The 20,199-nt window shown below is 73.2% G+C and carries 16 protein-coding genes and 1 pseudogene; 9 read left to right on the top strand and 8 right to left on the bottom strand.

Features of this window, described 5'->3' with window-relative positions:
* Positions 1-87 precede the first annotated feature (87 nt).
* Complete coding sequence (locus EV371_RS29875) at positions 88-1,341, top strand: amidohydrolase (protein WP_130464990.1); 1,254 nt, start codon at positions 88-90, stop codon at positions 1,339-1,341.
* Between the two features lie 56 nt (positions 1,342-1,397).
* Here the strand turns inward: EV371_RS29875 and EV371_RS29870 are convergent, their stop codons facing one another.
* Positions 1,398-2,411 carry a DUF4349 domain-containing protein gene (locus EV371_RS29870; RefSeq protein WP_486484846.1) on the bottom strand — a complete coding sequence of 338 codons (1,014 nt, stop codon included), beginning with the start codon at positions 2,409-2,411 and terminating at the stop codon, positions 1,398-1,400.
* Positions 2,412-2,646: 235 nt separating this feature from the next.
* On the opposite strand from EV371_RS29870, the gene EV371_RS29865 reads away from it, so the two are divergent.
* Positions 2,647-3,708 carry a hypothetical protein gene (locus tag EV371_RS29865; RefSeq protein WP_130464989.1) on the top strand — a complete coding sequence of 354 codons (1,062 nt, stop codon included), beginning with the start codon at positions 2,647-2,649 and terminating at the stop codon, positions 3,706-3,708.
* A gap of 149 nt (positions 3,709-3,857) precedes the next feature.
* Positions 3,858-4,616 carry an SCO6745 family protein gene (locus EV371_RS29860; RefSeq protein ID WP_130464988.1) on the top strand — a complete coding sequence of 253 codons (759 nt, stop codon included), beginning with the start codon at positions 3,858-3,860 and terminating at the stop codon, positions 4,614-4,616.
* A gap of 25 nt (positions 4,617-4,641) precedes the next feature.
* On the opposite strand, the gene EV371_RS29855 is transcribed toward EV371_RS29860, so the two are convergent.
* A complete protein-coding gene (locus EV371_RS29855; protein ID WP_130464987.1) occupies positions 4,642-5,460 on the bottom strand; it encodes an ABC transporter permease in 819 nt (272 codons plus the stop codon).
* A 121-nt stretch (positions 5,461-5,581) separates the two neighbouring features.
* A pseudogene (locus EV371_RS29850) lies at positions 5,582-6,238 on the bottom strand (ABC transporter ATP-binding protein); the annotation flags it as partial.
* Between the two features lie 131 nt (positions 6,239-6,369).
* On the opposite strand from EV371_RS29850, the gene EV371_RS29845 reads away from it, so the two are divergent.
* Positions 6,370-8,325 (top strand): histidine kinase, encoded by a 1,956-nt coding sequence (locus EV371_RS29845; protein ID WP_130464985.1) that lies wholly within the window; start codon positions 6,370-6,372, stop codon positions 8,323-8,325.
* A gap of 94 nt (positions 8,326-8,419) precedes the next feature.
* On the opposite strand, the gene EV371_RS29840 is transcribed toward EV371_RS29845, so the two are convergent.
* The gene (locus EV371_RS29840) at positions 8,420-8,875 is read right to left on the bottom strand and encodes a gamma-glutamylcyclotransferase (RefSeq protein ID WP_130464984.1); all 456 of its coding nucleotides are present in this window, start codon (positions 8,873-8,875) and stop codon (positions 8,420-8,422) included.
* Between the two features lie 106 nt (positions 8,876-8,981).
* On the opposite strand from EV371_RS29840, the gene EV371_RS29835 reads away from it, so the two are divergent.
* A complete protein-coding gene (locus EV371_RS29835) occupies positions 8,982-10,385 on the top strand; it encodes an NAD(P)H-quinone dehydrogenase (protein WP_130464983.1) in 1,404 nt (467 codons plus the stop codon).
* 186 nt (positions 10,386-10,571) lie between these two features.
* Here EV371_RS29835 and EV371_RS29830 read toward each other — a convergent pair whose 3' ends face one another.
* Entirely contained in the window at positions 10,572-12,797 is a 2,226-nt protein-coding gene (locus EV371_RS29830) for an MMPL family transporter (RefSeq protein WP_130464982.1), read from the bottom strand.
* Positions 12,798-12,942: 145 nt separating this feature from the next.
* Between EV371_RS29830 and EV371_RS29825 the strand changes: the two genes are divergently transcribed.
* Entirely contained in the window at positions 12,943-14,166 is a 1,224-nt protein-coding gene (locus EV371_RS29825; protein ID WP_130464981.1) for a sensor histidine kinase, read from the top strand.
* A complete protein-coding gene (locus EV371_RS29820; RefSeq protein ID WP_130464980.1) occupies positions 14,163-14,813 on the top strand; it encodes a response regulator transcription factor in 651 nt (216 codons plus the stop codon). The genes EV371_RS29825 and EV371_RS29820 overlap by 4 nt, the downstream gene beginning before the upstream one ends.
* 72 nt (positions 14,814-14,885) lie before the next feature.
* On the opposite strand, the gene EV371_RS29815 is transcribed toward EV371_RS29820, so the two are convergent.
* Positions 14,886-15,866, bottom strand: a complete 981-nt coding sequence (locus EV371_RS29815; RefSeq protein WP_130464979.1) for a hypothetical protein — start codon at positions 15,864-15,866, stop codon at positions 14,886-14,888.
* Between the two features lie 406 nt (positions 15,867-16,272).
* On the opposite strand from EV371_RS29815, the gene thrS reads away from it, so the two are divergent.
* On the top strand, positions 16,273-17,484 hold the full coding sequence (gene thrS / locus EV371_RS29810) for a threonine--tRNA ligase (protein WP_130464978.1): 1,212 nt from the start codon (positions 16,273-16,275) through the stop codon (positions 17,482-17,484).
* A gap of 70 nt (positions 17,485-17,554) precedes the next feature.
* Here the strand turns inward: thrS and EV371_RS29805 are convergent, their stop codons facing one another.
* On the bottom strand, positions 17,555-18,004 hold the full coding sequence (locus EV371_RS29805; protein ID WP_130464977.1) for a DoxX family membrane protein: 450 nt from the start codon (positions 18,002-18,004) through the stop codon (positions 17,555-17,557).
* Positions 18,005-18,094: 90 nt separating this feature from the next.
* On the opposite strand from EV371_RS29805, the gene EV371_RS29800 reads away from it, so the two are divergent.
* Positions 18,095-18,691: a TetR/AcrR family transcriptional regulator gene (locus tag EV371_RS29800; protein ID WP_130464976.1), complete on the top strand. Its 597-nt coding sequence runs from the start codon at positions 18,095-18,097 to the stop codon at positions 18,689-18,691.
* A gap of 62 nt (positions 18,692-18,753) precedes the next feature.
* On the opposite strand, the gene EV371_RS29795 is transcribed toward EV371_RS29800, so the two are convergent.
* On the bottom strand, positions 18,754-20,193 hold the full coding sequence (locus EV371_RS29795) for a GuaB1 family IMP dehydrogenase-related protein (protein ID WP_130464975.1): 1,440 nt from the start codon (positions 20,191-20,193) through the stop codon (positions 18,754-18,756).
* Positions 20,194-20,199 lie beyond the last annotated feature (6 nt).

Raw genomic sequence — 20,199 nt, 5'->3', positions numbered from 1 at the left:
CACTACCAGAACGAGGTTGCGCAGCGTCACCGTCGGCGGTCTAGGCTGTCCGAGTCCCATCCCATCCACAGTGATCGAGAATTCGACGTGACGAGTGCGTTGCAACTGCCCACCGGCAGCCAGCCGGCGTCGTCGGAATCCGAGACGCCGCCCGGGGCCGGGCCCCTGCCCTTCGGGCTCGACCGGATGCTCGACGCCCGGCTGTCCGATCTGATCGCGACCCGCCGGTTCCTGCACGCCCACCCGGAACTCTCCGGCCAGGAGTTCGACACCGCCGCGCTGATCGCCCGGGAACTGGCGTTGGCCGGCCTGGAGCCGCGCCTGCTGCCGAAGGGCAACGGGGTGATCTGCGACATCGACGGGCGGCCCTCCGGGCCGGTGGTCGCACTCCGGGCCGATCTCGACGCACTGCCGCTGACCGACGTCAAGGACGTACCCTATCGGTCCACGGTGGACGGAGCCTGCCACGCCTGCGGGCACGACGTGCACACCACCGTGCTGCTCGGGGTCGGACTGCTGCTGGCCCAGCTCGCCCGGCGGGGCAAGCTGGACGGGCGGGTCCGGCTGATCTTCCAGCCGGCCGAGGAGATCCTGCCCTGCGGCTCGCTGGAGGTCATCGAGGCCGGCGGACTGACCGACGTGACCCAGATCTTCGCCCTGCACTGCGACCCGAACCTGCCGGTCGGCCGGGTCGGCCTCCGGGTCGGCCCGATCACCGCGGCGGCGGACAACATCACCGTCCGGCTCGGCGGACCCGGCGGACACACCGCCCGGCCACACCTGACCGTGGACCTGGTCGACGCGCTGGGCCGGCTGGTCACCGAGGTACCGGCGCTGGTCAACCGCCGGGTTCCGGCGAACAGTGGACTGCTGCTGGTCTTCGGACAGGCCTCCGCCGGTACCCAGTACAACGTCATCCCGAACGAGGCGATGGCGGCCGGCACGCTGCGGGTGCTGGACCGGGACACCTGGGACCAGGCGCCGAAGATCGTCGCGCAGGTGGTCCGGGACGTGATCGCCCCGACCGGCGCCACCGTGGACGTCGAGTACCTGCGCGGACGCCCTCCGGTGGTCAACGACGCCGGGGCGATCCGGGTGCTGGCCGCCGCGACGGCCGCGTCGGCCGGCCCGGCCGCTGTCGCCGAGACCCCGCAGAGCATGGGGGGCGAGGACTTCTCCTGGTATCTGGAGCACGTACCGGGGGCGCTGGCCCGGCTCGGCGTCGGGCGGACGGCCGCCAACGTCGACCTGCACCGGGCGACGTTCGACGTGGACGAGCGGGCGATCGGGGTCGGCGTACGGCTGCTGGTGCAGACCGCGCTCAAGGCGCTGGCGGACTGATCCACCGGCACCGTACGCCGCCCGAACGAAAGGCCCGGACCCGCAACGGCAAGGACTCAGCCGGGCGGGGCCGGCGCCTGGGTCGGGACCGTGGGCGTGCCCCGGGGCGGAGTCGGCGGAGCCGGTGGAGTCGGCCGGGAGCGGCCCCGGAACCGGCGGACCAGCCAGACCACACCGAACGCCGGCAGGCCCAGCGCGACGGCCCACGGCAGCAGCGCACCCAGCACGGTCAGCAGAATCCGCAGCGACACGACGAACGCCTTCCAGCCGCCCTTCAGCCCGGCCAGGAACCCGGTCGCCGGCTCGTCGTCCTCCGGCGCCTGCGCGTTCGGGCCGAGCAGTACGGCGGTGACCGTGGAGAGCGCGGTCAGGTCAGCCAGCCGGCGCTTCTTCGCCTCCAGCGAGGCGAGGTCCGCCTCCCGCTTGGCCAGCTCGCTCTCCAGCATCACCAGGTCCGACAGGGACTTCGCCTGGGCCAGCAGCCGCCGGCCGCTCTCCACCCTCGCCCGCTGGGTGGCGATCCGGGCGTCCAGGTCGAGGGTCTCCTCGGTGACGTCGTCGGTCTTCACGTCCCGACGCAACTGCTCGCCGAGCCGGGCGACCTCGTCCACCACCGCGGCGAACCGGTCGGCCGGGACCCGCAGTTGCAGGGTCGCCTCGGAACGGGACGCGTCGCTGCTCCGGTTGTCGCCGCCGACGAAGCCGCCGGCCCCGTTCACGATGCCCACCGCCCGGGCCGCCGCCGCGTCCACGTCGTCCACCCGTACCGTGACGGAGCCGGTGTAGACGATCGCCCGCTGGCCGACTCCCAGTTCCGTCGGGGGTTCCTTCGCCGGCTGGCCGGCCCGGGGTTTACCGTCACCGGCCAGCGGCACCTCGGCCACGCCGGGCTGTCCCTGCTCGGCGCCGCCCGCGGCCGGTGCGTCCGCGACCGAGCTGCCGGAGCTGCTGTCCCGGCCTTCGGCACCGCAGCCGGCCAGCACCAGGGTGGCAGCCAGCGCCACCGCGCCCAGCAGTCCAGCCCGGCGGCGACGAGCCGCCCCGGGCATGGTATCGCTCTGTCTGGTCATGTTCCCTCCCGTTCGTCCGCCCCCGTGGAGGCGTTCCGTCAGACGCGCCGCGAAGTCGCTCCGGTTCCGGCAGACTGCGCTGGGGACATCACGATTCGGTGACCGGGGAGTCTCGATGCGACGGTCCAGCTACGGCCACGTGTGCGTACGAGTGGCGGACGGCACCGAGCGCTGTCCACACCGGACCGGTCGGCCCCTGCGAACCGCTGGCGACTGAACCCGGAGGATCGAGAGAATGCCCGGCCTGTCCCGTGACCTCGTCGAGCGGCTCTACGCCGCTCCGCCGGACGGCTTCGTCGCCGCCCGCTCCGAGGCGGTCGCCGCGGCCCGGGCCGCCGGTGACCCGACCACCGCTCGGGAGATCGCCAGGCTGCGCAAGCCGACCGTGGCCGCCTGGCTGGTGAACCTGCTCGCCCTGCGCCGCCCGGAGTTGATGGCCGAACTGGTCGAACTCTCCGCCGCGCTCCGCGGCGCCCAGCGGGAACTGCGCGGCGACCGCCTACGGGAACTCTCCGCCCGGCGGCGGGGCGTGGTCGGCGCGCTGGTCGGCCAGGCCCGGGCGCTCGCCGAGGAGGCGGATTCCCGGCTGGCCGCCGGAAAGCTGCCGCTGGCCGAGGTGGAGGCGACGTTGAACGCGGCGCTGGCCGACGTCGAGGTCGCCGAGCAGGCCCGGTCCGGCCGGCTGGTCCGGGCGACGAGCTACGCCGGCTTCGGCGAGGTACCCCGGCCGCAGCTTCGGCTGATCGTCGGCGGCCCGGACACCGACGAGCTGACCGGGGACGTCGTCGACGTACCGGTCGAGGATGCCGCCGAGGAATCGGCCCGGGCCACCGGCGACGGGTCCCGGGCGGCGGGTGGTCGGCGTGCCGGGGGAGGGGTGGCCCGACCCGGTGGTGCGGGTGGGCAGCGGGCTACCTCCACGGCCGACCGGGCGGCCGCCCGGACAGCCCGGGCCGAGGAGTCCGCCCGGGCCGCCCGGGCCGAGGAGTCAGCCCGGGCCGCCCGGCGCCGTACCCTGGACCGGGCGCTGGCCGAGGCGCGTAACCGGCAGGAACAGGCAGAGGCGGAGCTGGCGGCGGCGGTGGCGGCCGAGCGGGACGCCGCTGCGGCGCTGGCCGCGATCGAGTCCGAACTCGCCGAACTGGAACGACGCAGGGCCGTAGCCGAACAGGACTCCGGGCGGCGCAAACTCGCGCGACGGGCGGCCGAGCGGGCGGCGGTTGCCGCCCGCCGCCGGACCGGCGAGGTGCAGGCGGCGGTCGAGGCGATGGCGGAGGACGGCGACGACACGCCCTGACCCGGCACCGGTTCGCGGGCCGACCGGGGCGTGCCCGGCGAGTCGTCCGGCGCGGCTGAGGGCCGGGGCTGCCGAAATCGCGGTCCGCGGGGCAGACTCAACCGGGTGACGCGGGCGGAACCCGGAATTCAGACCGGAAGGCAGTGTCGTTGACCCCCGAGCAGGCCGCCGGCGCGGCCAGGCCGATCGTGCAGAAGTTGGGCACCGCCTTCATCGAGTGTCCCCGCACGTTGCGCCGGGCGCGCCAGATGGGCATCTCCGGGTGGGCCTTCCTGGTGACCGGTCGGGGCGCGGTCCTCGGCGACGTACGGACCGAGACCGTGGCCGCCGCGATCGGCATCCTCTCCCCGGAGGCGGTCGCCGACGGCTGGGAGGCCGCCGTCCGGGTGACCACCCCGAGCGCCGTGGCCGAGGTCAGCCGGGCCGAATGCTGCCGCTGGGGGATCGACTACCTGGCCGGCTTCCCGCCGATCGGGCGGCTGATCGAGTTGGTCGAGCCGGTCGTGGTGGCGGCCGACGCCACCGGGATGCCCCTCTTCGCGGCCTGGCGCGGCATGCCGGTACCGGCCGACGCCGCACCGGCGGCCCGGGCGGCGGTACTGCTGCACCTGCTCTTCGAGTACTACTCCGGTGCCAACCTGATGGCGGTACGTGCGGCCGGTATGACGGCGATGGAGATCATCCTTGCCGGCCCGGAGGGCGAGTCCGGCGCGGTGGCCTACGGCTGGTCACCGCCGTACCCGCCGGTCGGGCCGCTGGTCCGGCGGCGGCTCTGGTCCGAGTCGGTGGCCGACCGCATCGTGGCCCAGGCCTACGGGGTGCTCGACCCGGCGGAGCGGGTGGAGTTGGTCAGCCTGCTCGGCGCCGCGCTGGCCGGGGCCCGGATGTCACCGCCCAACCTGGACTGACCCGCGGATCCCGGCCCGCGGGCGATCAGGACCAGCGAAACAGCTTCGCGGCCAGCCCACCGAAGAGCGCGATGCAGCCCACCAGCACCGCCAGGTGCAGCGGCTGCGGCCAGTCGCCGGCCCAGCTGTCCTGGAGCGCCTGGGAGGCGGCGCCGAGCGGGGTGAAGTCGGCGACCCGGCGTACCGCCTCCGGCATCAGTGGGCCGGGGGTCCAGACTCCGGCGGCGAAGAGCATCGGGTAGTAGATCAGACTGCCGATGCCCATCGCCGCCCGGCTCGTCGGGGTGAAGGCGGCGACCAGCAGGGCCAGCGCCACCATCGAGGCCGAGCCGAGCACGAAGGCGGTGAGCAGTCCGGCCACGTTCGGCCGGGCCTCGATCCCGAAGACCAGCCGACCGGCGAGCAGGGCCAGCGCGGAGCCGACCAACAGCGCGACCACGGTGACCGTCAACTGCGCCACCAGCAGCCGGACCGGCGAGACCGGCGTGGTGGAGAGCCGGCGCAGTACGCCCTTCTCACGGTCGGCGGCGAGCGTGTTCAGCAGGTTGACCAGGGCGACGGTGCCGATCGCCAGGGCCAGGGTGATCGGTAGGAAGAACTCGATCGGCTTCCGGCCGCCGATGTCAGCGCTCGGCTCGTTGAAGCCCGGCATGGCGCTGCCCAGGACCAGGATCAGGGTGGCGGGGAAGATCACCGCGAAGAAGGAGCCCAGCGGGTCCCGGACGAAGAGCTTCGCCTCGGTGACGACCAGCTTGGCGGTGCTCCGGCCGGCGGTACGGCCTCTGCGGGGCCGGCCACCGGTGGCGCCGGACGGAGCGGTTTCGGGCAGGGCGGTGGTGTTCATCAGAGTTCCTCGATTCTTGGGGTCGGGTGGTACCGGCTCAGTTCGGGCTGCTGGCGGTCGGACCGGTCAGGGCGAGGACGGCGTCCTCCAGGGTGGGCCGCTCGACGCCGGGCACGTCGGCCCGGGCCACCAGCGCGGCCGGGGTGTCGATCGCGACCACCTCACCGGCCCGGATCACCGCCAGCCGGTCGCAGAGCCGCTCGGCCTCGTCCATGAAGTGGGTGACCAGGACGACCGTGACGCCCCGGTCCCGGACCTGCCGGACCAGCTGCCAGGTGTCCCGACGGGCCTGCGGATCCAGCCCGGTGGTCAGCTCGTCGAGTACCGCGATCCGGGGGTTGCCGACCAGGGCGAGCGCGACGGAGAGCCGCTGCTTCTGCCCGCCGGAGAGCTTGCTGAACACCGTGTTCCGCTTCGCGGTCAGCCCCAGCTCGTCCATCAGCGCCCGCCAGTCGGCCGGCTCGGCGTAGAACGAGCTGTACAGGTCGAGTGCCTCCCAGACCTTCAGCCGGTCCGGCAGGTGGCTCTCCTGGAGCTGGATGCCGACCTGGCGGCGCAGCGCGGTGCGGTCCCGGGCCGGGTCCAGTCCGAGTATCCGGAGCGTTCCGCCGTCGGCACGGCGCAGCCCGGTGAGGCATTCGACCGTGGTGGTCTTGCCGGAGCCGTTGGGACCGACGATCCCGAAGATTTCACCGGCCCGTACCTCGAAGGAGACATCGCGGACCGCGACCTGGTCGCCGTACCGCTTCTGCAGGTTGCTGATCTCGATGACTGTCATGGGAGAAACGCTAGGAATTCTGGCGGTCGACCGTACTGCGTCCAGCTGCCCGGCCCGGGTGCAGGTAACTACACCCCGGCCGGGTCCCTGGCCACAGTCCGTCGTGAACGACCGGGGACGAGACTGGACGCATGCTGCGCCGGTACGGTCTCGCATTCGTCCGTAACCTCGCCCTGGCCGGGTTGGGGCTGCTCGGCATGCTGATGTCGGTACTGCTGGTGGCGGCGGCCACCCTGGTCGTGCCGTACCTGCCGGCGGCCCGGGCCGGCAAGCGGCTAACCGACCTCGGGCGGCGGCTGGCCGGGCGCTGGGGCGGCGTCCCGGTGCCGGTCGAGCACCGCCCGGGACCGCCGGTGCCGCAGCGCCGGGCCGACGGCTGGTACGTGCACGAGAAAGAGCTGTACCGCTCGCCCCGGCTGCCGGCGTACCTGATGGAACTCACCTGGCGCGGCGAGGACCCGGCGCTGCTCCGCGAGTGGGTCTGGCTGCACCTGACGCCGTTCGTCGGCGGTCTCGGCACGCTGGTCCCGCCGGTGCTGGCCGGTGCCGGGATCGGGCTCGGCGCCCTCGGGCTGACCGGCGGCACAGCCCCGGTCGTCGGCTCGCCGCCGCCGGTGCTGGCGCTGCCGCTCGGGCTGGCGCTGGTCGTGCTCGGTGTGACGGTCGCGCCGCTGGCGCTGCGGCTGCACGCCCGGTGGACCCGGCTGCTGCTCCAGCCGCCGGAGCGGTCCTGGTGGCACCGGTCGGGGCTGGCCGGCTGGACGCGCCGGCGGTCGAGCGCCGCCTGGCACGCTGCCGGGCTGGCCGGCCTCGGCTTCGCGGCGTTCGGCGGCTTCCTGTTGAACCTGGTGACCCTGATGGTCGGCTTGGGTTGGCTGGCGCCGCAGGTGTCGAGGGTGACCCGCCCGCTGGTCAGCCGCTACCGCCGGTACGGACACCGATGGGCCGGGGTGACGATCCCGGAGCCCTACCGGCCGTATCCCGAGCCGCCACGACCGGAGGAGGACGGCCGCTACCGGGTCGGCCGTACCCTCTACGACGACCGGGCGGCGGCGATCCGGGGCCAGGCGTACGGCTGGCTCCTCACCGATCCGGCATTCTGGCGCGACCAGCTCTGGATGGCCACCAACCCGCTGGTCGGGCTCCTCGGACTGGTCCCCGCCGCGCTGGTCTCGGTGGGGCTGTTCGGGCTGGTCGGGCAGCCACTGTGGTGGTGGCCGTGGGCGGTGCCGCTGGGACTGGTCACCGGCGAGTGGGTCACCCCCTGGTACATCTGGTACGGCGTCACGTACGCCGTGCCGGACCTCGCCGGGATCCCCGGCTGGACCAGCGCGCTGCTCGGGCTGGCGATGGCCTGCCTCGGTGTGCTGCTCGCCCCGGCCCTGCTCCGGCTGCGTCTCCGGTACGACCGGCTGCTGCTCGTACCGACCCGCTCGGCCGAACTGACGTCGCGGGTACGGCAGCTGACCGAGACCCGGGCCGACGCCGTCGACACCCAGGCGGCCGAACTGCGCCGGATCGAACGTGACCTGCACGACGGGGCGCAGGCCCGGCTGATCGCGGTCGGGCTCAGCCTGGCCGGGCTGGAGCGGCTGATCGAGGAGGATCCATCCGCCGCGCAGGCGATGGTGGCCCAGGCCCGGCTGGCCTCGGCGACCGCGTTGACCGAACTGCGGGACCTGGTCCGGGGCATCCATCCACCGGTACTGGCCGAGCGGGGACTGCCGGACGCGCTCCGCGCGGTGGCGCTGGACAGCCCCGTCCCGGTACGGGTGACCGGAGAGCTGCCCGGCCGGCTCGACCCGCCGGTGGAGTCGGCGGGGTACTTCTGCGCGCTGGAGGCGCTGGCGAACGCCACCCGGCACGGCGGAGCGAGCAAGGTGGAGATCGACATCACGCACACCGGTACGGTGCTGCGGGTCACGATCACCGACGACGGCCGGGGCGGCGCCGATCCGGACCGGGGCACCGGGCTGCGCGGCGTGCAGCGCCGGCTGGGCGCGTTCGACGGGGTACTGAGGGTGCACAGCCCGGCCGGCGGGCCGACCACGGTGACCGTGGAGATCCCCTGCCCACTCCCGGAGTAGCGGACCGGCGCGGGTCAGCCGGGCGCGGCGCGGGTCAGCCGGACGCGGCGCGGGTCAGCCGGACGCGGCGCGGGTCAGCCGGACGCGGCGCGGATCAGGTGGAGGCGGTGCCGGTGGGCCGGGAGCGCAGTTCGGCCACGTAGTCGTCGGGCGCGCCGGCCTTCTCCGCCGCGTTGGCGATCTCCGACAGGTACCACGCGGTGGGCAGCCCGCCCTCGTAGCCGGCGAAGACGTAGACCCAGGCGGTGATCTCGCCGTCCAGGGTGACCACCCGGACGTGCAGCTTCCGGTACGTGCCGGAGGACACCCCCTCGACCTCGTCGAGCTGGGCGGCGTCCCAGGAGTGCACGTCGTAGAGTGCGACGAAGACCCGATCGCCGGGCGACTCGACGATGGTGGTGACGGCACCCTCCCAGCCGATGACCCCCTCACCGGCGAAGGTGAGCCGCCAGCCTTCCAGCCAGCCGGTGCCCACCATCGGTGAGTGCGGGCAGTAGGCACGCATCCGGGCGGGATCGAGGTTTGAGCCGTACGCGGCGTAATGACGCACGGCGATGACGATAGCCCGGTGGAGGGGTGGGGGAGAATACGACGGTGCGTGTCGGACGGGTTCTGGACAAGATTGTCACTGGGAGCAGCGACGGAGGGCGAGCACTGTGAGCCGGATTGTGATCATCGGCGGAGGGCCGGCCGGCTACGAGGCGGCGCTGGTCGCCGCCCAGTTGGACGCCGACGTGACGGTGGTCGAGACCGACGGGGCGGGCGGAGCCTGCGTACTGCACGACTGCGTACCGTCGAAGACCTTCATCGCCAGCTCCGAGGTGGTGACCGGCTATCGGGACACCGAGGAGTTCGGGGTGCACTCGGACGGGCTGGACGCGATCACCGTCGACGCACCGACCGTGCACGGTCGGGTCAAGCGGCTCGCGCTCGCCCAGTCCGCCGACATCCAGGCAAAACTGATCAAGGCGGGTGTGACCTTTGTCTCCGGTCGGGCCCGGCTCGGCGAGGACACCCTCGGTCACACCCACCGGGTGCTGGTGACCCCGTCGGGCGGTGACTCCGCGTATTCGATGGACGCCTCGACCGTGCTGATCGCCACCGGTGCCACCCCGAGGGTGCTGCCCACCGCGGTACCGGACGGCGAGCGGATCCTGACCTGGCGCCAGGTGTACGACCTGCCCCAACTGCCGGAACGGCTGATCGTGATCGGCTCCGGCGTCACCGGTGCCGAGTTCGCCAGCGCGTACCTGGCGATGGGCGTCGAGGTGACCCTGGTCTCCAGTCGGGACCGGGTGATGCCGCACGAGGACCCCGACGCCGCGATGGCGATAGAGCAGGTCTTCCGGTCCCGGGGGATGGAGATCCTCAACAACAGCCGGGCGAACGCGGTGCGGCGTGCCGGCGACGGGGTGGAGGTCGAGCTCGCCGACGGCCGTGTGGTGTCGGGCTCGCACGCGCTGATGGCGGTCGGCTCGGTCCCCAACACCGCCGACCTCGGCCTGACCGAGTACGGCGTCACGGTGGCACCCGGCGGCTACGTCAGCACCGACCGGGTCTCCCGGACCAACGTGCCCGGCATCTACGCCGCCGGTGACTGCACCGGGGTACTGCCGCTGGCCAGCGTCGCCGCCATGCAGGGCCGGATCGCCATGTGGCACGCGCTCGGCGACGCGGTCTCACCGCTACGACTGCGTACCGTCGCCGCGAACGTCTTCACCGACCCGGAACTGGCCACGGTCGGGGTGTCGCAGAACGAGGTGGACTCCGGTCGGATCCCGGCCCGCCAGGTGATGCTGCCGCTGGCCGGCAACGCCCGGGCCAAGATGGCCGACGTGCGGGACGGGTTCGTGAAGCTGTTTTGCCGGCCGGCCAGCGGGCAGGTCGTCGGCGGGGTGGTGGTGGCGCCGAACGCGAGCGAGCTGATCCTGCCGATCACGATGGCGGTGGAGAACAACCTCACCGTCGACCAGTTGGCGATGACCTTCACCATCTATCCCTCGCTGTCCGGGTCGATCACCGAGGCGGCCCGGCAGTTGATGCTGCACGAGCTGGAGTAACGGTTCCGGTGCACACCCGTCTGGGCGGCTCCGGACGGGTGGTACGGATAGCGTCGCGGGGCGGTGCCGGCGCGGCTGGCGGCGTACCGTTGTCCGCGCGCGAACCGCCTCCCGCCGGGTCCCCCGTTTCCGGTGGTCGAAGCGGTTCGCCACCGGGCCGCCGGCGGGTCCCGCGCCGGCGGCCCGCTATACCGGCTTGCCCGGCAATCCCGATTCCCGACCTGAGCGCGGCCTCTCCTCGTTCTCGGGCACCACCCGGGGCTCGACGGAGAGGTGTGGCAGGATCCGGTCCAGCCATCGCGGGATCCACCAGTTCGCCCGACCGAGCAGGTGCATGACCGTCGGGACGAGCATGGTGCGCAGCACGAACGCGTCGAGTGCGATGGCGGCGGCGAGCCCCAGGCCCAGCTCCGAGACGACCCGGTTCTCCTGTAGCACGAACGAGCTGAAGACGAAGATCATGATGGCGGCGGCGGCAGTGATCACCCGGCTGGTCTCGACCTGTCCGACGGTGACCGCCCGGCGGTTGTCGCGGCTGTGCAGCCACTCCTCGTGCATCCGGCTGACCAGGAAGACCTGGTAGTCCATGGCCAGCCCGAACAGGATGGCCAGCAGGATCACCGGCAGGAACACCTCGATCGGCCCGCTGCCGACACCGATCAGGTCCGCCGCCCAGCCCCACTGGAAGACCGCCACGACGATCCCCATCGTCGCGGCGGCGGCGAGCAGGTTCATCACCGCGGCGGTGAGCGGGATCAGGAGGCTGCGGAAGGCGACCAGCAGGAGTACGCAGCCGAGACCCACGACGAGCGCGACGAAGAGCGGGAGGTCGCCGCGGAGCACCGCGGTGAAGTCTTCGAGGACGGCGGTCTGGCCAGCCACGTACACGCGCAGGGTCCGGCCCTCCTCGGCGGCGGGTACGACCTCTTCGCGGAGTTTCCTGATCAGCTCGGCGGTCGCCTCGTCCTGCGGAGACGTCGCCGGCACCAGCTCGATGATGGCGACCGTGCCGTCCGGGCTCGGCACGACGGGACCGACGGCGGCGACCCCGGCCAGGCCGGCGACCCGGGTGCCGAGCTGGTCGAAGCCGGCCCGGTCGTCGGCCGACCGGATCTCGGCGACGAGTTGGAGCGGCCCGTTGAAACCCGGACCGAACCCCTCGGCGAGCAGGTCGTACGCCTGGCGGGTGGTCGTCGACGGCGGGTCGATCCCCTGGTCGGGGAAGCCCAGCCGCACCGAGAGCGCCGGCAGCGCGAGCACCACCATGCCGACCGCCGCGACGGCGGCGAGCAGCCCCGGCCGGCGGGCGCTCACGGCGGCCCAGCGGACCCACAGACCGGTACGGGCCGGCGCGAGACCGGTACCGGCGGGCGCGTCGCCGGCCGCGCCGGCGGCGAGGCGGCGCCGCTCGCGGCGGCTCAGCACCCGCCGACCCACGATGCCGAGCATGGCCGGTAGCAGCGTGGCCGCGGCAGCGACCGTGAGAAGCACGGCGATCGCCGAGCCGAGCGCGATGCCGGCGAGAAAGCTGACATCCAGCACGAGCAGGCCGAGCAGCGCGGCGCAGACCGTCCCACCGGCGAAGACGACGGCGCGCCCGGAGGTGTCCAGGGCACGGGTGGCCGCCTCCCGGACGCCCAACCCGGCCCTGAGCCCGTCCCGGTGCCGGGTGACGATGAACAGCGCGTAGTCGATCCCGACGCCGAGCCCGATGAGGGTGCCGAGGACCGGTGCGATGGTGGAGATCGCCATGCCGTGGCTGATCAGGCCGATCACCATCAGCGCCGGGGCGAGTGCGAACAGCGCGATGACGATCGGCAGCAGCATGGAGAGCAGCGAACCGAACGCCAGCAACAGGATCACCGCGGCGGCCGCGATGCCGACCAGCTCGCTGTGCACCTCCCCGTCGCCGGGGATCTCGCCGACGGTGGGGCCGCCGACCTCGACGGTCAGGCCGCTGGTACGCGCGCGGTGGGCGGTCCGCACGAGTTCCTCGACCGCGGCCAGGCTGGGGACGACCGCCTCGAAGGTGACGGTCGCGTACGCGGTCCGCCCGTCCCGGCTGATCTGGCCTTCGCCCTCCGGACCGTACGGGCCGACGACGGCGGTGACCCCGTCGATCCGGGCGATCTCGTCGAGTGTGCTGGTCATCCGGTGCCGGACGGCGGGGTCGTGGACCGTCCCGGACGGCGGCACCTGCCAGACCACCGTGTCGGTCTCGCCGCCCCGTCCGGGAAACGCGTCCTCCAGCACCGCCAGCGCCGCACCCGACTCGGCACCGGGCAGCGAGAAGTCGTCGTTGTAATCGGTGCCGACGACGATCGAGACCGCGCCGAGCCCGACGACGGCCACCAGCCACAACCCGAGCACCGTCAACCGGTACGTCACACACCACTGCGCGAGTCGACTCATGGTCGACATCGAATCGGCGCGCGGGCGGCGGCGGTAGCGGGCAAGGTCCTGGCCCGAACCGACGAAAGTCGCATGGCCGCCGGCCAGCCACGACTTTCGTCGCCGGGACAGCAGGAATCGGCACCCGGCGGCCTACCGTGTTGCTATGCGGCGTGAGGTGCTCTACGACGGCGCGGTGATCTGCGGCGCGGTCGCGCTCGCCTGTTTCGACACGCTCGACCCGCAGGGCAGCACACGGGCGCTCGGCGGGGTGACGACGGCCGTCCTGGCCGGCTCCGCGCTGTGCCTGGTGTGGCGGCGGCGTATGCCCGTCACGGTCGGCTGGATCGCGGTGGCCGCGGCGTTGGCGATGGCGGCGGTGGAGTGGACCTCCCCGGGCAGTCTGCTGCGGGCGAACCCCGATCCGGAGGCGGGACCCTGGCTACCGCCCATCGCACCGTTCGCCGCGTACGGCGTCATGGCGTTCGGCCGGGACCGCCGGACGGCCTGGCTGACCATCGGCGGGTTGACCGTCACGGTTGCCGGCCTGACCGCCGTGTCGGGGCAACCCACCGGCCTTCCCCGGTACGGGCAGTACCTGATGGGTCTCCTCTGGGTCGGCGTGCCGGCGTTGCTCGGCAGCTACGCCGCAGCGCGCCGGCGACTCCTCGACGCGCTGCGCGAACGCGCGGATCGCGCCGAACGGGAACGACACCTGCTCGCCGAACGGGCGCGGGCCGAGGAACGGGCCCGGCTCGCCGCGGACATGCACGACGTGATCACCCACCGGGTCAGTCTCATGGTCCTGCAGGCCGGGGCTCTGCGCATGACCACCGAGGACGAGACCGTCCGCCGTGCCGCGGAGAACGTACGCGACACCGGCTGTACGGCCCTGGAAGAGCTGCGTGACCTGGTGGGCCTGTTGCGGGACGCCGATCGGGCTGCCGGATCCGGCCCGGTCGACGAACCGGCTCCGGTCCCGGACCTGACACCGCTGGCCGCCGAATCCCGGGCGGTCGGCGTCGACGTCGAACTGGTCGAGCAGGGCAGCCCCACCCTGGTCTCACCCGTCGTGGGGCGGACGGCGTACCGGATCGTCCAGGAGGCGTTGACGAACACGCGTAAACACGCACCCGGTGCCCGGGCCCGGGTCGAGCTCCGGTACCGGCCCGACGGCGTACGCCTGCGGGTGACGAACACCGCTGCCACCCATCCGCCTGATCCGGCCCTCGCCGGCCCCGGCGCCGGCAGCGGGCTGGCCGGCCTGCGCGAGCGCGTCGACCTGATCGACGGCGTGCTGCACGCCGACCCGGAACCCGACGGCGGGTTCCGGGTCGACGTCCTCCTCCCGGCCCAGGTCTCCGCCGCCGGACGGGGGGAGGCCGGGTGATCCGGGTCGTGGTGGTCGACGACGAACCGATGGTCTGCACGCATCTGCGCGCCATCCTCGGCGCCGCCCCGGACATCGAGGTCGTCGACGACGCCTACGACGGCGCCGCCGCGGTCGAGTCGGTGGTCCGGCACCGCCCCGACGTCGTCCTGCTCGACCTGCGGATGCCCGGCGTGGGCGGGCTGGCCGCGATCGGCCGGATCACCGCGCTGCGTGAACCACCGGCCGTCGTCGTGCTCACCACCTTCGACGCCGACCAGTACGTCTTCCGCGCGCTGCGCGCCGGAGCCGCCGGCTACCTGCTCAAGTCCACGCCTCCGGAGGACCTCATCGGGCTGGTCCGGGTCGCCGCCCGCGGGCACAGCGTGCTGTCGCCCAGCGCCACCCGCCGGCTGGTCTCGGAGGCGGCCACCCGACAGGCGGCCCGCGACCGGGCGAGGGCCCGGCTCGACCAGCTCACGCAGCGGGAACGGCAGGTGCTGGCCTGCCTCGCCGAGGGGCTGTCGAACGCCCGGATCGCCGCGCGGCTGCAGCTGACCGAGGCCACCATCAAGGGGTACGTATCCCGGCTGCTGGACAAACTCGAGTGCGACAACCGCACCCAGTTGGGGCTGTTCGCCCACGAAGCGACGCGGCAGGGCGGCTGACGGCACGATTGGCTTCGCGCCGGGCCGTCGACGGTTTCCGCGTCGACGGCCCGGCTGGAAGCTGTCCGGCCTCTAGCAGCCGGTCCAGCGCACCGCCCGTACCCCACCGGGCACCTGGGGGTTGTGGAAGCCGGCCACCGTTCCGTTGTCGGCGAGAGCACGACCGCCGACCCCGTGGCCGGGTTCAGGCGAGGGAAGCGTCAGCACGCTCTTCCCACGCTGCAGCAGGGAGCCGGCCAGCACGGTGCCGTACGCGTTGACGTCGGCCTGCTCGTAGGCGAGCTGCGGGTCGAGCACCGTGTACCGGCCGGTCCGCAGGTCCCAGCGCAGCGCGGCCGGCGCACCTTCCTGCGAAGCGTGGCCAACCGCCCAGCGTCCGCTCGCGGCCTCGACAGTCACCGACGTCTCGCCGTCGGGGCCGGTCAGTGGACGCAGCACGCCGGATGGCGTCCGCAGCCACGAGGTGACCTGCATGGTTTCCGTGGTGCCGACGATGGTGCCGTCGTCGGTGAAGCCGGTGATGACGGAGTACGGCGAGGGAGTGTCGATCACCCGGACGGTGCCCGGAGCGCTTGCCGGCCACAGCAGCCCGTACCGCTGGTTCGTCGGGGTGAGGCCCATCCCCACGATGTCGCCACGGGAGTTGATGGCCACCACGGTGGTGTGGTCCGCCGGATCGGCCACCGGCAGCAGCTCTCCCCGGCCGTCGCGGTACCGCCACGGCGGCGACGGCACCCCTGTCGGACCGTTGCCGATGGCGACGCCGTACCGGTTGACGTCGATCGGAGCTCCGCCCGACGCCGGAGGGTCGAAGCTGGTGAGCTGGCCCTGATCCCAGAGCAGCACCGGGTAGGTGTCGGTGTCCTGGCGCACGATCGCCGAGCCGAGGATGTACCGGCCCGAGGGATCGATCGCCACGACGTCGCTGCGGTAGGTGTCCACCGGCGCCGGCAGGGTCTGCATGGTGCAGGGGGTGGGCGGGGGGAGAGACGCGGCGGAGGCCGCGAGGGCGGACCCGGACATCAGGGCGGCGGCTGCGGTGGTGACGGTCACTCCACGCAGGACAGCCCGTCGTGAGATTTTGATCATCGGTACCCCTCTTCAGGTGATCGAACAGTCGAAACACGTTGCGGAGTCGGAGAGGGTTGCGGTCGTGGATCCGACAGCGGCCGGCTGCAACCGATCGATACATCGATGGCAATCGTTCGATGGGTGGCGGCTCGGCCGGAGGGCCCGGAAATGGGCTGCGGCGGTGCCTCGGGCCGGAGTACCGTGGCCGCCATGCGCAGCGTGATGCGGGAGACGACGACGCCGGGAGACCCCGGCGTGCCGCGCTGACGCATACCAACTCGTCGACTGGCCCCGGGGCGATCCGCTCCGGGGCTTCGTCGTGCACACCAGATCGGCGCCGTTCCCGGGCCGGAGTCGCCGCCGGGTCCGTACCGATCCGGGAGAGAAGATGCACGACCACCGCAGGCTCGGTCGCGAGCTCGAGCTGTTCCACGCCGATCCGCTGTCCGGGGCCGGGCTGCCGGTCTGGCTGCCGGCCGGCGCCGCCGCCCGGCACGCCGTCGAGGAGTACGTCCGCGAGCTGGAGCGCCGGGCCGGCTACCAGCACGTGTACTCGCCCCCGCTGGGCAAACGCGAACTGTTCGAGCTGTCCGGGCATCTCGGCTACTTCGCCGCCGACATGTTCCCGGTGCTGCGGCTCTCGGCCGACGACGAGTTCGTACTCCGTCCGGCGCTCTGCCCGCACCACGCCCTCGTCTACCGGGCCCGGGGAAGGTCCTACCGGGAACTGCCGCTGCGCATCGCCGAGTTGGGCGGGATGTACCGGCCGGAGCGGTCCGGGGTGCTCGGCGGACTCAGCCGGGTGCGCGCGATCTCGCTCAACGACGCGCACAATTTCTGCGCCCCCGAGCAGGTCGGCGCCGAGGTCGTCGAGGTGCTGGACCTGATCCGCGCCGCACACGCCGCGCTCGGGGTACGCCCGGCGGGATTCCGGCTGTCGCTGCGCGGACCGGGCGAGAAGTACGTCGGTGACGACGAGGAGTGGCAGCGGGCCGAGGACCTGCTCCGGGCGGCGCTGGTCGGCCTCCCCTACGTCGAGGCGCCGGGGGAGGCGGCGTTCTACGGGCCGAAGATCGACATTCAGGTGCGGGACGTGGCCGGCCGGGAGTCGACCCTCTCCACCATCCAGCTCGACTTCGACAAGCCGGCCCGGTTCGACCTCTGCTACACCGACGCCCGGGGGCGGCGGGCGCGGCCGGTGATGGTGCACCGGAGCCTGGTCGGCAGCATGGAGCGACTCTTCGCGTACCTGATCGAGGTGCACGCCGGAGCCTTCCCGGCCTGGTACGCCCCGGTCCAGGTGCAGGTCCTGCCGGTCGGGCCGGAGCAGGTGGCGGCGGCGGAGGCGTTCCGGCGGGACTGCGTACTCGCCGGGCTGCGGGCCGAGCTGGTCGTCGACGGATCGCTCGGCGCCCGGGTCCGGGCGGCCGCCCGGCGCCGGGTTCCGTACGCGGCGGTGCTCGGTGCCCGGGAGGTGTCGGCCGGGCAGGTGGCGCTGCGGCTGCGGGACGGTCGGTCGGTGGAGCCGATGTCCGCGCCGGACGCGCTGCGGCTGGTCACCGGGATCGTGCTCGGCCGCTCGGCGGAGCTGCTGCCCTGAATCGCGCCGGAGCTCCCGGCCCCCGGACCAGGGGTGGTTCGGTCGGGCCGGAGTTCGGTGCGGCCCCCGGTCAGTGGGGGAGAAGGAGCACGAGCAGGGCGACGCCGACGTAGAGCACCTGTTGGGCCGTGCGGATGCCGAGCGGGGTGACCGGTCGGCCGGCCAGGGTCAGCTTGCGGCGGGCGGCGGAGACGTTGGCCGGGAACATCGCGATCATCAGTAGTGCCAACCCACCCGCGACCCAGCGGGAGCTGGCCGGAACGAGTAGCCCGACCACGCCGGCCAGCTCCAGTACGCCGGTCACGGTGACCAGCAGGGCGGGCCTGGGCAGTGCCGGCGGCACCATCGCGATCAGGTCGCGGCGGTGGCTCGGTGTGAAGTGCGCAGCCCCGGTGAGCAGCAACATCAGTGCCAGCCCGATCCGGAGTGCGGGCTGCCAGCCGTCGAGCGCGTCGACGCCGAGGAGTCCGGCGAGTCGAGCGACGAGCGAGCCGGCGAGGAGGGCGATCAGCGGCGCCATGGTGGGTCGTCCATCCGACGTCGGGAACTTGTCACTATCAAGATTGCCTGACGGGCGGCATCTTGTCAATAGAAAGATATGCTGTCGGGTATGACCGAGGAGGATGCCGCAGGGCGGCCCTACCATCACGGAAACCTGCGCCGCGCGCTGCTGACCGCGGCGGCGACCGCGATCGAGGACTCCGGTCCCGCCGGGCTCAGCCTGCGCGACCTGGCCCGCCGGGCGGGCGTCTCGCACGCCGCACCGGCGCACCACTTCGGCGACAAGGCCGGGCTGCTGACGGCGTTCGCCACCGAGGGATTCGAGATGCTGGCCGACACGTTGGCCCGGGTCGGAGAGGAGTCCGGCGGCAGTCTGCTCGAACTCGGCGTCGGCTACGTCATGTTCGCGGTGCGCCATCGCGCCCACTTCGAGGTGATGTTCCGGCCGGAACTCTTCCACCGCGACGACGCCGGGCTCACCGCCGCCCAACAACGGACCCGGGCGGCCCTCCGGGCCGGGGTTGCCGGGCTCCCGGCGGCGCCGGTCGGCCCGGCGGCCGCAGAGTCCGAGCTGGCCGCCTGGTCGATCGCGCACGGCTTCGCCACCCTGTGGCTCGGCAGGGCGCTCCGAACCGACCAGATCGGCGAAGATCCGGAGGCCGCCGCCAGGCTCGTGCTCAGCCGACTCTTCGCGCCCCTCGGCTGAGCGGCCGGGACCGGTGCCACCTCACCGGTGAGTGGCCGCGCCCACCGGGTGCTGGGCGGCGTTCACCAGTTGGTGGGCAGCGGCATCCCCTCGGTGTAGCCGGCGGCGCTCTGCACCCCGACCACCGCGTTGGCGTGGAACTCCGCGAGATCGGCCGCCCCGGCGTACGTGCACGCGCTGCGTACCCCGGCGACGATCTCGTCGATCAGGTCCTCCACGCCCGGCCGGTTCGGGTCGAGATACATCCGGGCGCTGGAGATCCCCTCCTCGAAGACCGCCTTCCGAGCCTGGTCGTACGGGCTGTCCTCGGCGGTACGCGCGCTGACCGCCCGGGACGACGCCATGCCGAAGCTCTCCTTGTAACGCCGTCCGTCGGCATCGGTGTAGAGGTCACCGGGGGACTCGTAGGTGCCGGCGAACCAGGTGCCGATCATCACGTTCGACGCCCCGGCGGCCAGAGCCAGGGCGACATCGCGCGGGTGGCGCACCCCGCCGTCGGCCCAGACGTGCCGGCCCAGTTCGCGGGCGGCGGCGGCGCAGTCGAGTACCGCGGAGAACTGTGGCCGGCCGACCCCGGTCATCATCCGGGTGGTGCACATCGCCCCCGGCCCCACGCCGACCTTGACGATGTCCGCCCCCGCCTCGACCAGGTCGCGTACCCCGTCGGCGGTGACCACGTTGCCGGCGGCCACCGGCACCGGCGGATCGAGGCTGCGTACCGCCCGCAGTGCCCGGAGCATCCGTTCCTGGTGGCCGTGCGCGGTGTCCACCACCAGGGTGTCCACCCCGGCCTCGAAGAGCGCGGCGGCCCTGCCGGCGACGTCGCCGTTGATGCCGATCGCGGCCGCGATCCGCAGCCGGCCCCTGCCGTCCAGCGCCGGCCGGTACAGCGTGGCCCGCAGCGCGCCCCGCCGGGTCAGCACCCCGACCAGCCGGCCGTCGACGTCGACCACCGGAGCGAGCCGGCGGCGACCCCGGGACAGCCGGTCGAACCCGGTGCGCGGATCGGACTCGGCGGGCACGGTGTGCAGTTCGGTGGACATGACATGCCGCAACTGCGCGAACCGGTCCACCCCGACCGTGTCGGCCTCGGTCACCACGCCGACCGGCCGCCCATCCGGATCGACCACGATCACCGCTCCGTGCGACCGCTTCGGCAGCAGGTGGATGGCATCCCCGACGGTGTCGGTGGGGCCGAGCGCGATCGCCGTGTCGTGCACCAGGTGCCGCTGCTTGACCCACCTGATCACCTCGGCGACCACGTCGATCGGGATGTCCTGCGGCAGCACGGTGAGTGCCCCGCGCCGGGCCACCGTCTCGGCCATCCGCCGGCCGGCCACCGCCGTCATGTTGGAGACCACGATCGGGATCGTCGTGCCGGTCCCGTCACTGCTGGCGAGGTCGACGTCGAGCCGGGACTCGACGGCCGACCGGACCGGGGCCAGGAAGACGTCGTTGTAGGTCAGGTCCTGGCTGGGCTTCCCACCGGTGATGAACCGCACCTCGCC

The sequence above is a fragment of the Plantactinospora sp. CNZ321 genome (assembly GCF_004217235.1).
This window is presented reverse-complemented; position numbering and strand designations above follow the sequence as displayed.

Coding starts and splice junctions, on each gene's coding strand:
- EV371_RS29855 (WP_130464987.1), bottom strand. CDS start 5,460: ATGAACACCACCGCCCTGCCCGAAACCGCTCCGTCCGGCGCCACCGGT.
- EV371_RS29870 (WP_486484846.1), bottom strand. CDS start 2,411: ATGACCAGACAGAGCGATACCATGCCCGGGGCGGCTCGTCGCCGCCGG.
- EV371_RS29800 (WP_130464976.1), top strand. CDS start 18,095: ATGACCGAGGAGGATGCCGCAGGGCGGCCCTACCATCACGGAAACCTG.
- thrS (WP_130464978.1), top strand. CDS start 16,273: ATGCACGACCACCGCAGGCTCGGTCGCGAGCTCGAGCTGTTCCACGCC.
- EV371_RS29845 (WP_130464985.1), top strand. CDS start 6,370: ATGCTGCGCCGGTACGGTCTCGCATTCGTCCGTAACCTCGCCCTGGCC.
- EV371_RS29825 (WP_130464981.1), top strand. CDS start 12,943: ATGCGGCGTGAGGTGCTCTACGACGGCGCGGTGATCTGCGGCGCGGTC.
- EV371_RS29805 (WP_130464977.1), bottom strand. CDS start 18,004: ATGGCGCCGCTGATCGCCCTCCTCGCCGGCTCGCTCGTCGCTCGACTC.
- EV371_RS29865 (WP_130464989.1), top strand. CDS start 2,647: ATGCCCGGCCTGTCCCGTGACCTCGTCGAGCGGCTCTACGCCGCTCCG.
- EV371_RS29830 (WP_130464982.1), bottom strand. CDS start 12,797: ATGAGTCGACTCGCGCAGTGGTGTGTGACGTACCGGTTGACGGTGCTC.